The sequence below is a fragment of the Buttiauxella sp. A111 genome, assembly GCF_014189855.1.
Lineage (GTDB): Bacteria > Pseudomonadota > Gammaproteobacteria > Enterobacterales > Enterobacteriaceae > Buttiauxella > Buttiauxella selenatireducens.
The window spans coordinates 183735-195911 of the sequence record NZ_BJFN01000003.1; the positions used below are offsets into that span (position 1 = coordinate 183735).

A 12177-nucleotide genomic window follows, 5' to 3' on the forward strand; every position below is an offset into this window, starting at 1 on the left:
TATCCTTCATACTTCACGCTGCCTCTTTGTTGGCTACGTTTACTCACCCGAATCACTTACTCTAGTAAGCTCATCGGGATTCGTTCTCTTGCCGCCTCGATGCAACGTGAATTATTTCGGATAATTATTTAGCGTGTACAGCGGAATGTAAGGTTGAAACGATACTCGCCGGTGGCAGGATGATCAGCGGGTTTGAGGGGCAAAATACCGTGGTAAAACAGGCGCGACGCCCCGCCCCACACAACCACATCACCGTGCTCAAGCATGACTCTTTTCAGTGGGTCGTTGCGTTTAAGGCCACCAAACTGAAACACCGCTGGCACTCCGAGTGATACAGAGACAATCGGCTGTTGCAGATTGAGCTCGTCTTTGTCCTGGTGTAGTGACAATTTCGCGCCTGGTGCATATCGGTTAATGAGACAGGCATCGGGGCTAAACCCGTTATAGCCCGCCGCCGCTGATGCGGTATCAGACAACGCCCTGAACAGATCCGGCATTGCAGGCCAGGGTTGCGACGTTAATGGATCAATCGGCGAGTAGAGATAACCGTGTTTATCAGTAGTCCAGCCAACCTCACCGCAGTTAGTCATCGCCACCGACATCGTATAGCCGCCGGGGGTGACCATCTGACGGAAAGGTGAAATTGCGGCGAGCGCCGATATTTGCGCGATCAATGCCTGCGCGTCAGCACAGGCAAACCGGCGCAGGATCACCGCACCTTCCGCCAGTGGCTCCTGCCAGGGCGCTTCATCGGCAAATAAATCGAGCATCACTCCTCCTGCTGTTCGGCTTCAATCTCAAGCAGTTGGCGCTTACGTTCAACGCCCCAACGGTAGCCCGAAATTGCGCCGTCGTTACGCACCACTCGGTGACAGGGGATAATCACCGCCAGTTTGTTTGCGGCACAAGCCCCGGCGACGGCACGAACAGCCTGCGGTTTGCCGATACGCTGCGCAATATCGCGGTAGCTGGCGGTTTGCCCGACAGGGATTTCGCGCAAAGCTTGCCACACTTGCTGCTGGAAGGCGGTTCCCTGAATATCGAGCGGCAGAGAAAATGGCTGGCTTGGGTGTTCAAGAACACTCACGACCCTTGCCACACGCTGAGAAAAAAGCTCGTCGCCAGCCACTAATGCAGAATTCGGGAACAAACTTTCCAGCTCATTAACCAGCGTCTGACCGTCGTTGCCTAATAGTATGGCGCATATCCCGCGTTCGCTCTGGGCGACCAGGAATTCACCCAGCCGACAAGACCCCACCACAAATTGAATCACGGTGCGTTCACCGCCCTGCCGGTATTGTTTCGCCGTCATCCCTAATACCTTATCCGCTTGCTGGTAATAGTTGCTGCCCGATTGATAACCGGCATCGAAAACCGCACGCGTGACGGGTTCGCCCTGCGCGAGTTGTTCACGCAGCCGTTTTTCACGCAACGCTTTTTGCCAGGCGTGGGGCGTTAGCCCTGTGACCTGTTTAAAAAGCCGGTGAAAATGAAACGGGCTCATCGCCACAAGCGCTGCGAGTTCTGCAAGAACCATCGGCTCACTGCGGCTTTCTAAGATTCGGCAGGCTTGAGTGATGCGATCGATACGCTGTTGTTCGGCAGTTTGTTTGTCAGGCTGGCAGCGTTTGCATGGGCGAAAACCGGCCCCCACTGCCGCTGCAACATTTTCGAAGAACAGAACATTTTTGCGCAAGGGATGACGTGCGCGACAAGATGGGCGGCAGCAGATCCCGGTGGTTTTCACCGCAAACACAAACTGCCCATCAGCGCGATTATCGCGGGTTTCCACAGCCTGCCAGCGACTTTCATCGTTGGCTTTGTCAAAAAACGCGTTCATGACTGGCTCCTGTATTTTGCTGTCATGGCCAAATATTGACAGCTTACGCATAGCGAAAAACCCGCAATCTTGCTTTCTAATTCTACTCGGTTAGCAGAAAAGTTTTGAACTGTGGCGACATCCACGTAGTAAAACTATCGCCTTCTTTGGTGATCAGATAGACCGCCAGCCCCTCTTTCTGCGCGACCTGTTTGGCTTTTTCCGTGCCAAGAACCATCAAGCCCGTATCCCAACCATCGGCTTCCAAAGCGGTCGTCGCAATCACGGTCGCGGAAACTAATTTGTGTTGAATGGGTTGTCCGGTTTGCGGATCGATCACGTGCGAAAGGCGTTTGCCATCAAGCTCGTAGTAATTGCGATAACTTCCGGAAGTGCTGATACCGTGACCGTTGAGATCCACCACCGCCTGCACCGCGTTTTCACGATCGGTCGGTTTTTGAATCGCCACACGCCAGGCTTTGCCTTCGGCATTGGTGCCACGCGTCACAACGGCTCCGCCAACGGAAACTAAATAGCGGCTGATGCCGTTTTGTTCCATTAAACGAGCCAGATGATCGGCGGCGTAACCTTCACCGACGGTAGAAAGATCAACATACAAATCAGGGAGATCTTTCTGTAGCCATTGTTTCCCTGACTGGTTAATCACCGTCAAATGATGTAAGCCAGTTAACGCTTTCGCGGCATCAATTTGCGCCTGAGTGGGGGTTTTGACGGGCTGTTTATCCGGGCCAAATCCCCACAGGTTCACCAACGGCCCAACGGTAATGTCCATCGCGCCCTCTGTTTTTGCGCCAATGCGCAAAGCCATGGTCACGATATCGCTCATCGCTTCATCAACCGCGTAAGGCGCCGTCGAGCGGGATTGGTTGAAACGTGATAATGCGGAGTCCGGTTTATATGTCGACATCAGGCGATCGTCGCCGTCTAACTGCGCCTGAATTTTTTCCCGTAACTCTGCCTGCCGAGCATTATCTACACCCGCGAGGCTTGCACGCCAGTATGTGCCCATGGTTTTGCCTTCCAGCACCATGCCGGAATTGCCTTTCGCTGTTGGGTTATCACAACCAGCCAAAGCGCCAACGACTATGGCAAACAGGCCATAGCGTAATAAACGTAAATCCATTGTTTCTCTCTCCTGTTTGAGCGCAAAAGGGTACACCAACTGGCTTAGAATTTGGTTAAAAGTGCATGTTTGTTGAGAGTACAGACGTAAAAAAGGCGCCCTAAGGCGCCTTTTATTGCTAATACTGCGAGAGCAGAAATTAGAACTGGTATACCAGACCAACACCTACGATGTCATCAGTACCGATGCCAGCGTTGCGGGTGAAGTTGTTTTCGTCCAGCAGGTTGATTTTGTAATCAACATAGGTGGACATGTTTTTGTTGAAGTAGTAAGTCGCGCCAACATCAACATATTTAACCAGATCCTGGTCGCCGTAACCTTCCAGGTCCTTACCTTTAGACTGCAGGTAAGCAATGGATGGACGCAGACCGAAATCGAACTGGTATTGAGCTACAACTTCGAAGTTCTGTGCTTTGTTAGCAAAGCCCAGGTCACCCGCGCGAGTTGCGTTGTAAGTCTGGGTGTACTGAGTTGCCAGGTATACGTTGTTAGCGTCATATTTCAGACCACCGGTGTAAGTTTCAGCGCGATCGCCTTCACCTACAGCCATGTTGTTCTGATCAACAGTACGCTTGGAGCTAGAGATAGCTGAACCCAGGCTGAAACCTTCGCCCAGATCATAAGTTACGGAGCCGCCGAAGCCGTCACCATTCTGTTTCAGAGGTTTACGACCGTTTTGGGTAGCGCCTTCACCCTGAGTACCGCCGTTTTCGCCTTGATATTGCAGAGCAAAGTTCAGGCCATCAACCAGACCGAAGAAGTCGGTGTTACGGTAAGTTGCAACGCCGTTAGCACGGGATTGCAGGAAGTTATCAGAACCGTAGGTGTCGCCGCCAAATTCTGGCAGAACGTCAGTCCATGAAGTTACATCGTAAACTACGCCGTAGTTACGACCGTAATCGAATGAACCGTAATCAGCAAAGCGAACACCAGCAAACGCAAGACGAGTCCACGCTTGATCGCTGCTACCTTCAACGTTGTTTGCTTGAACGTTGTATTCCCACTGGCCGTAACCGGTCAGTTGGTCATTAATCTGAGTTTCGCCTTTGATGCCTACACGGAAGTAAGACTGGTCACCGTCAGCGCCTTTGTCGTCAGAAAAGTAATGTAAGCCATCTACTTTACCGTACAGATCTAATTTATTGCCGTCTTTGTTGTAAATTTCGGCCGCATGAGCGGTGCCTGCTACCAGCAATGCTGGAACCAGGAGGGACAGTGCTTTAACTTTCATGTTATTAACCCTCTGTTATATGCCTTTTTATATGCCACTGCTTACTGATTAAATTACTAATCAGTCGGCGAACCCATTGTCCAAAACAAATACAGATTAATCCAACCCGAATATGATACTAAAACCATAGAGATGTTTCATTTATCCATATAGGTGTTTCAAAATGTAAATTTGAGGGAACTTTTTTCAGCACAAAAAGACCATAACGTAAGCACTAATAATCAAAAAAAATATAATTTATATATAAATCAATCAAATAACCAATGTTTATAACTGTAGCACTGAATGTTAAAACATAGCTCTGATTTATATATAAAATATATCTCGCTATCATCATTAACTTTATTTATTACCGTCATTCAGCTTTGAATGTCTGTTTTACCCCTATTTTGGACCGGATGCTTGCATCCGGTTTTTTTTACGCTTCTTTACGTAACTTTAAACATTCTGTGCTATCCACGCAAAAAAGTAATGACTATTAAGAAAACGCTCAATTTTCTGTCATGAAATCCTACCGCCAAAACGGGAATTTTCCTAAAAAGACAAACCCGACACCCAATCATTCCAGAAAAAACAGTTGTACAGCCAGCATTTCCTTGTACAAAAATAACCCGACTCTCTGCCTAAAATATCCTCCTTTTAACGCCGCAATTTTGGCGAATAATCAACAGCCTGGAAATGTGGCAATTTCGAATTATACTCGTTGAGTTTTAACACACAGACGATGACGCCAACGCTGGTTGCAGGTATTCTTACCAAGGGCGCGTTGGTTCTCTTGCTAACCGCTTTCAACGCCTGCCTGCTGGCCTGGCAGAGCAGTGGATATTTTAAAGTGGCGAATGCTCGCCGGGTTGCGCGCTAACAATGAGTCAGTCAGACAGTATGATCCCTAATAAATTTTCGCTAATCCCCGGCAATATCACGCGCTTCTTCCTGCTATTGATCCTCGTGCTACTGGTCGCTATGGGTGTCATGGTACAAAGCGCCGTCAACACCTGGCTGAAAGATAAAAGTTATCAGATTGTCGATATCACTCATGCCCTACATAAAAGGGTTGATGTATACCGTTACGCGACCTGGCAAATTTACGACAATATTGCTGTTTCCACCTCTCCGGCCAGTGATGGGCTACAAGAAACCCGTCTGCGCCAGGATGTTTACTATTTAGATAAGCCGCGCAGTAAAACTGAAGCCCTGATTTTTGGCTCCCACGACAGTTCTACTCTGGATACCACCCAACGTATCTCGACTTACCTCGATACGTTATGGGGTGCCGAAACCAGCCCGTGGTCGATGTACTATTTAAACGGCCAGGATAACAGCATGATTCTGGTCTCAACGCTGCCACTAAAAGATCTCTCCAGCAGCCTTAAAGACAGTGGCGTCAGCACCATCGTTGATTCCCGCCGCGCTGAAATGCTCCAACAGGCAAACGCACTGGATGAACGAGAAAGTTTTTCTCTGCTGCGTACGCTGGCCTGGCAGAACGGCCACTACTTTACGCTGCGCACCACCTTTAACCAGCCAGGCCATCTGGCCACAGTCGTGGCGTTTGATTTACCAATTAATGATTTGATTCCGCCTACGATGCCGCTGGAAAGTTTCCGACTGGAAAATAACGATGCGCAAAAGCAGATTAACAGCGCAGAGAAAGATGGCCCGGAAAGCGTGACCATTAATTTTAATGGTACAAAAATTGATATCACCTCCCCTCTTGCCACCACGAATCTGCGCCTGGTGTGGCAAGTGTCCCTCGGCACTTTGCTGATGGACACCTTGCAGAACATTTTATTCCCGCTGTTGCTCAATCTCGGTCTGCTGGCCCTGGCGCTGTTCGGTTTCACCAATTTCCGCCAACATACGGCACGTCCTGCCGAAGTGCCGAGTGGCAATGCCGAATTGCAAATCTTACGCGCATTAAATGAAGAGATAGTCGCGCAATTGCCACTGGGGTTGTTGGTGCATGACCTGGATTCAAACCGTACCGTTATCAGCAATAAAATTGCCGACCACCTGCTCCCGCACCTGAACTTGCAAAACATTATTGCGATGGCCGATCAGCATCAGGGGGTTATTCAGGCGACTATCAATAACGAACTGTATGAAATACGCCAGTTTCGTAGCCAGATTGCCCCGCGCACGCAGATTTTTGTCATTCGCGATCAAGACCGCGAAATCCTGGTCAATAAAAAGCTCAAACAAGCTCAACGCCTGTATGAGAAAAATCAGCAGGGGCGGATTACGTTCATGCAGCACATTGGCGAAGCGCTACAGCTGCCGGTGAAGAACATTGCCGAACAAGTCAGCGCGCTCAATACTCCAGAAGCGCGTGGCATAGCCAATGAAGCGCAAAAGATTGTGCGTTTGGTGGATGAGATTCAGTTGCTCAATATGCTTGAGTCCGACACATGGAAAACCAATGCGACGCAATTTGCTATTCAGCCATTGATTGATGAAGTCGCGCTGGAAATGCTGCCAATCATCAAGCGCAAAGGCTTACAACTGCTTATCAACAACCAGCTGGCTGCGGATGAAGAACGCCACGGCGACCGGGAAGCGCTGCGTAAAGTGCTACAATTGCTACTGCACTATTCCGTGGCCACGACGCAAATAGGCAAAATCACCCTCGATATCAGCGAGGAAGAATCCAGCCCTGATCGGTTGTTATTCCGTATTCTGGATACTGGCGAAGGGATTAGTAGCGGTGAAGTCGATAATCTCCACTTCCCGTTCCTGAACGAAACGCATGAAGATCGTTACGGGCGAGCCAACGGATTAACCTTCTATTTGTGCGATCAACTGTCTCGCAAAATGGGCGGGCATTTGAATATCAAAACCCGTGAGGACATTGGGACTCGCTACAATTTACATATCAAAATGACCGCTGAACCGCAGCCTGAAGAGCAAGAAGAGAAATTGCTTGATGACGTGGTGGCGATGATTGATATCACCTCAAATGAAGTGCGAAGTATCGTCACGCGTCTGCTGGAAAACTGGGGAGCCCGGTGCATCACCCCGGATGAAAGACTGGCAAGTCAAGAGTTTGATATCTTCCTGACAGATAATCCGTCTAATCTTACATCTTCGGGATTACTTTTAAGCGATGATGAGAACGGAATGCGTAAACTCGGCCCAGGTCAGTTCCGGGTTAATTTTAATATCAGTAATGCAATGCAGGATGCGGTGCTACAACTGATAGAAGAACAATTGGCGCAGGAAGGAATTTCTGAGTCACCGCTAGGCGGCGATGAAAATGCGCAGCTTCATGCCAGCGGTTATTACGCGCTGTTTGTTGACACAGTACCGGAAGATGTTAGGAGATTGTATACTGAATCTGCAGCGCACGATTTCGTGGCGTTAGCGCAGACAGCTCACCGCCTGAAAGGGGTGTTTGCAATGCTCAACCTGGTACCCGGCAAGCAGTTATGTGAAACGTTAGAGCATCACATTCGTGAAAGTGATGCTGCCAACATACAAAAATACACCAGCGATATTGACGCTTACGTCAAGAGTTTGCTGTAGCAAGGTAGCCTATTACATGAACAGTATGAACGTAATTATTGCCGACGACCATCCGATTGTCCTGTTCGGCATTCGTAAATCTCTCGAGCAGATCGAGTGGGTGAATGTTGTCGGTGAGTTTGAAGATTCCACAGCGCTTATCAATAACCTTCCAAAACTTGATGCTCATGTTTTGATAACCGATCTCTCAATGCCTGGCGACAAGTACGGCGACGGCATCACGCTTATCAAGTACATCAAGCGTCACTTCCCTAGCCTGTCGATCATCGTTCTGACGATGAACAACAACCCTGCTATTTTAAGCGCGGTATTAGAACTTGATATCGAAGGGATTGTGCTGAAGCAAGGCGCGCCAACTGACTTACCAAAAGCACTGGCCGCATTGCAGAAAGGCAAAAAATTCACGCCAGAAAGCGTGTCTCGCCTGCTGGAAAAAATCAGTGCGGGTGGTTATGGCGACAAACGTTTGTCTCCGAAAGAGAGTGAAGTTTTGCGTCTGTTCGCAGAAGGTTTCCTGGTGACCGAAATCGCTCGCAAATTGAATCGCAGCATCAAAACTATCAGTAGCCAGAAAAAATCAGCAATGATGAAACTGGGTGTGGAAAATGATATCGCCCTACTGAACTACCTTTCTTCAGTCAGCTTGTCTCCAGCCGACAAAGAGTAACTCTCCCCTTCAGACTTCAAGTTGCAGGACTAAAATGCCCCTGGCGTTTTAGTCCTGCAACTCGAATGATTTAGCTGTAGGGTTTCTAATCTCGATGCTCACGCACCCTTGCCGCATAAAGCTCAACTGTCGTTTTGAGAATATCCAGCGTCACCGGCTTCGACAGGCAGCTATCCATTCCAGACTCAAGACAACGTTGTTTCTCTTCGGCCAGCGCATTGGCTGTCACGCCCACGACTGGCAGCGTCAAACCGAGCTGACGGATACGCTGTGTCAGACGATAACCATCCATATTCGGCATGTTGACGTCGCTGAGTACAATATCAATGTGATTTTTACTCAGTACATTGAGCGCATCCACGCCATCATTCGCCGTTTTACACTGATAACCCAATGATCCCAGCTGATCTGCCAGCAAACGTCGGTTGATAGGATGATCATCGACGACGAGGATCATCATGTCATCGTTACGTTCATTGTTACCCGAAGGCGTAGGTGTATCAGTATTAACACCCGGCAGGTTAACCGTAACGCTGAAAATCCGCCCCAATAGCAGCAGCAAATCATGAGGTGCGGCAAGGCTGTGAAGCCAGCAACCCGGGGTGGCTTCAATAGGAATACCGATATGGCGGCGGCAGAAAATAATCGCGGCTCGCCCTTCCCAGGCATTTTCCAGTTCATCATCGGTAATTAATATATCGTCGCTATCAGGCGTTTGGCCCTGATACTGCCGTACTTCAAAGTGGTTTCTTATCAGTATCGACTCGAGGAATTTACTCAGCGAAGCATTCCGTACTGCCAGCCAGCATCGCTTGTTCACCAACCCTTCAACCTGCACCGGCTCAGCGTAACTCGCACTGTATAAAGGAATGCGAATCGTAAACTGGCTCCCCATTCCCACTTCGGTATCAACAGAAATATCGCCATCCATCATGCTGATAAGCTTTTCACAGATAGCCAGGCCGAGGCCGGTTCCCTGGAAATTGTGCTGTACGCCCGTACCTGCCTGGAAGAAGGGATCAAATAACTTCGTGACTTCTTTGGCCGGAATGCCCACGCCCGTGTCGCGCACGCGTAACGAGAGGTAATCCCCTTCCACGCTGACATGCAGAACAATGCAGCCAATATCTGTGAATTTAATGGCGTTACTCAGCAAATTGGAAATCACTTGCTGCAAGCGCATCGGATCACCTTGCAGCGTCAACGGCACATCCGGTTCGATAAAACAGTACAGTCCCAGCTGTTTGCGCACCACCAGCGGTAAATAGTTGGCAGTTATATGGCTCATCACTTCACGCGGTGAGAAAACACGCGGCTCTATTTTTAACTGTTCTGACTCGATTTTTGAAAAGTCGAGAATGTCGCTGATGATTTTCAGCAACAGGCTTGAAGAGTTGCTCATCGCCGTCACCAGGCGATCGACACCTTTCGGCAACTCTTTGGTTTGCAATAAATCCAGGTTACCGATGATGCCGTACAACGGCGTACGCAATTCATGGCTGACCGTTGCGAGGAACATTGATTTTGACTGGCTCGCCTGCTCTGAGGCTTGCGCCATTTCCTGTAGCGATTCTTCCATTTTGACGCGCGCACTGACATCTACCAGCACACAAATCGCGACGTTTTCATTACGATAACGGGAATGGACAAAGCTTATCTGCAGGTTGGTATGGCTGCTGGTTAACACATCAACAAAGTTTACCTGCTGACCACAAATAATTTGCGTTAACCGCTGCCGGTCTTCGTGCGTCAACATGTTGAGATAATTGTGCGCCAGCTCGTTACTCAAGATGTTAGTCCCGTCCTGAGTACGAAGAATGCAGATCCCGACAGGAGCGGAAGCGACTATTTTACGGTTGAACTGCTCGTGTTCTTCCAGGCGCAGCGCGTCATTTTCTGCGGGAATAAACACCCGTTTTTCATACATCCGCGCCAGGGTAAACAGCACAGCCCCAACAAGAATATTCAGCAACACCGCATTCAGGATCAGCATGCGGATGCGCTCAAGCACCATATCCACAGGGACCGAATACACCACGCTCATTGAAGAAGGCGGTAAGTTTTTCTTGAGAATGAAGTGCTTAAAGCCCGATGTATAGCCAAACCATGAGCGTTCCTGAAGCCATTTTTCTTCAGGCTGAATACGCATTTCCGGGCCGTTAAGTGTGATAAGCGGGCGACTATTTTCATCAAGAATAGTGACGCCAATCGGCATGGAACCTGGTGAAAGGAAGTTTTCCATGCGGATGGTTTGCTCAACACCCAGCAGTGCCTGCAGGCGGTTAGCCAGGTAAACAGGCGTCAGCGTATAGAAGTATCCGACACCCGGGCGGGTGCCTGGGCCAATCCAGTAGATGCTGTTGCTGTGTTCATCCTGCGGTGCGGTGCGATACTTCATGATGCGTTCATGCAAGTTTTTCAGCGCTTTTTCGCGCTCAAGAGGCATTTCACGCAGACCGAAATCCGCCATGCACAGGTTATCGCCACCAATCAAAAAGACGCGGTTGAGGTCGTAAGCTGCCGAGAAATTATCCCGCCAGTAACGTAAGAACCACGCAAGAGATTGCAGCGAGGAGCGCCACGAAGCGCTGACGGCGGAGCAGTCAGAATCCGGGAACAAAGGCATAAAGCTAGGTGGGTCAATTTTGTTGTCGTCATTATCCATAACCGGCAATACGCCATTGGTCGCGGTAAGACGATTTTCTGCAATGTACTTGAGCTCTTTCACCACATCAGACGTACGCTGAATGTAACGCTGCGCCTGGTCGAAGCTGATATTAAATTCCTGACGAATTTCTGACTCTTTGTCGTGTAACGCATTCACGATATAGAACACGGAAAAGAGTGCAATCAACAGCCAAAGCAATAAAGCCAGAGCCCGGAACAGGTAGCGGGAGACTTTTAGTGTGGTGCGAAAGGAGACAAGATATTTCAAATTGAGCCAGGTCCGGGAAATTGCAAAACTTTGGATGCCGTTAAGGTAGCCGCAAAAATCGCAGCCCGCAACGGGCGAAGCATCATCCAGCACAAGCTTTTCGCTGGCGGTAAGCCGCTTATGCGTCAATGACCTTACGGATCGTGGCCGGATACCAGAAGTAAGATCATCACAGCCCTTCTTTTAATAGTGTTGCTTATTTAACGTATTCAAAAGTCTTACTAACTGACATTCTGATCTGATGCCAAGCCTTGCCATCAGATTCGCTTTATGCGCATAAACAGTTTTTTCGCTGATTTCTAATTTAATAGCTATTCGATGAGTGCTCGCCCCAGCCACGATCATAGAGATAAGATCTGACTGCTTTTGGGTTAATCTCACGCACTTGCAATTACAACAATTCCTTAAGGGCACCTCCTGTTTTATACGGTTAAAACCTTTAAAGAGGATATCTCCTATTTTGCAAAGCGAATCACTGCGATTGATATACGCAATATCCTTAATGCATAAAGGGAGAATTGATTGTTTTAGACTGTTGGCATCGGTATGCACTCCCAGAATAAAACTGTTTTTCTTTCGATAGTTTAACGTGGGTTGGCAAAAGGCTGTCTCCCCAGCAACGAAGCTTTTTATGATAATATCTGCTTGCGAAACACTCTCCTCAGTGAAGTCGTAAAACTCAACCTGCATTTGTTTGTGAGAAACAAAAAAATCGCGTAGGTATAGCTCCATACCTGCGCGGAATAAAATATTATTATCTTCAATGACAATCTTTAGCATCAACAGACCTGTAGCACTGTAATTAAAATTAGCCTGACATTCCCTTCAGCTTGTTATGGGTTTGTCAGGCTATCTCTTA

At 48.7% G+C, this 12177-nt stretch carries 9 protein-coding genes; 3 read left to right on the forward strand and 6 right to left on the reverse strand.

The window, feature by feature from the left end:
* Positions 1-128: 128 nt before the first annotated feature.
* The 4 genes from alkB to BSPA111_RS10215 form a co-directional block, all read right to left on the reverse strand.
* A complete protein-coding gene (alkB, locus tag BSPA111_RS10200; RefSeq protein ID WP_183271059.1) occupies positions 129-770 on the reverse strand; it encodes a DNA oxidative demethylase AlkB in 642 nt (213 codons plus the stop codon).
* Positions 770-1840 (reverse strand): bifunctional DNA-binding transcriptional regulator/O6-methylguanine-DNA methyltransferase Ada, encoded by a 1071-nt coding sequence (gene ada, locus BSPA111_RS10205; RefSeq protein WP_183271060.1) that lies wholly within the window; start codon positions 1838-1840, stop codon positions 770-772. Before ada ends, alkB begins: the two co-directional genes overlap by 1 nt.
* 82 nt (positions 1841-1922) lie before the next feature.
* Complete coding sequence (gene apbE, locus BSPA111_RS10210; RefSeq protein WP_183271061.1) at positions 1923-2963, reverse strand: FAD:protein FMN transferase ApbE; 1041 nt, start codon at positions 2961-2963, stop codon at positions 1923-1925.
* A gap of 139 nt (positions 2964-3102) precedes the next feature.
* The gene (locus BSPA111_RS10215) at positions 3103-4194 is read right to left on the reverse strand and encodes a porin OmpC (RefSeq protein WP_183271062.1); all 1092 of its coding nucleotides are present in this window, start codon (positions 4192-4194) and stop codon (positions 3103-3105) included.
* A gap of 703 nt (positions 4195-4897) precedes the next feature.
* Here BSPA111_RS10215 and BSPA111_RS10220 point away from each other — a divergent pair.
* Genes BSPA111_RS10220 through rcsB form a run of 3 tightly spaced genes read left to right on the forward strand, consistent with a single transcriptional unit; the run spans position 4898 to position 8383 of the window.
* Positions 4898-5056: a hypothetical protein gene (locus tag BSPA111_RS10220; RefSeq protein ID WP_183271063.1), complete on the forward strand. Its 159-nt coding sequence runs from the start codon at positions 4898-4900 to the stop codon at positions 5054-5056.
* Between the two features lie 2 nt (positions 5057-5058).
* Positions 5059-7716, forward strand: a complete 2658-nt coding sequence (gene rcsD, locus BSPA111_RS10225; RefSeq protein WP_183271064.1) for a phosphotransferase RcsD — start codon at positions 5059-5061, stop codon at positions 7714-7716.
* 16 nt (positions 7717-7732) lie between these two features.
* A complete protein-coding gene (rcsB, locus tag BSPA111_RS10230) occupies positions 7733-8383 on the forward strand; it encodes a response regulator transcription factor RcsB (RefSeq protein WP_183271065.1) in 651 nt (216 codons plus the stop codon).
* Positions 8384-8468: 85 nt separating this feature from the next.
* Here rcsB and rcsC read toward each other — a convergent pair whose 3' ends face one another.
* Together rcsC and BSPA111_RS10240 are read right to left on the reverse strand one after the other, a co-directional pair.
* A complete protein-coding gene (gene rcsC / locus BSPA111_RS10235; protein ID WP_183271430.1) occupies positions 8469-11318 on the reverse strand; it encodes a two-component system sensor histidine kinase RcsC in 2850 nt (949 codons plus the stop codon).
* Positions 11319-11501: 183 nt separating this feature from the next.
* Positions 11502-12098 (reverse strand): helix-turn-helix transcriptional regulator, encoded by a 597-nt coding sequence (locus BSPA111_RS10240; RefSeq protein ID WP_183271066.1) that lies wholly within the window; start codon positions 12096-12098, stop codon positions 11502-11504.
* Positions 12099-12177 lie beyond the last annotated feature (79 nt).

Coding starts and splice junctions, on each gene's coding strand:
- rcsD (WP_183271064.1), top strand. CDS start 5,059: ATGAGTCAGTCAGACAGTATGATCCCTAATAAATTTTCGCTAATCCCC.
- alkB (WP_183271059.1), bottom strand. CDS start 770: ATGCTCGATTTATTTGCCGATGAAGCGCCCTGGCAGGAGCCACTGGCG.
- ada (WP_183271060.1), bottom strand. CDS start 1,840: ATGAACGCGTTTTTTGACAAAGCCAACGATGAAAGTCGCTGGCAGGCT.
- rcsB (WP_183271065.1), top strand. CDS start 7,733: ATGAACAGTATGAACGTAATTATTGCCGACGACCATCCGATTGTCCTG.
- apbE (WP_183271061.1), bottom strand. CDS start 2,963: ATGGATTTACGTTTATTACGCTATGGCCTGTTTGCCATAGTCGTTGGC.
- BSPA111_RS10215 (WP_183271062.1), bottom strand. CDS start 4,194: ATGAAAGTTAAAGCACTGTCCCTCCTGGTTCCAGCATTGCTGGTAGCA.
- BSPA111_RS10240 (WP_183271066.1), bottom strand. CDS start 12,098: ATGCTAAAGATTGTCATTGAAGATAATAATATTTTATTCCGCGCAGGT.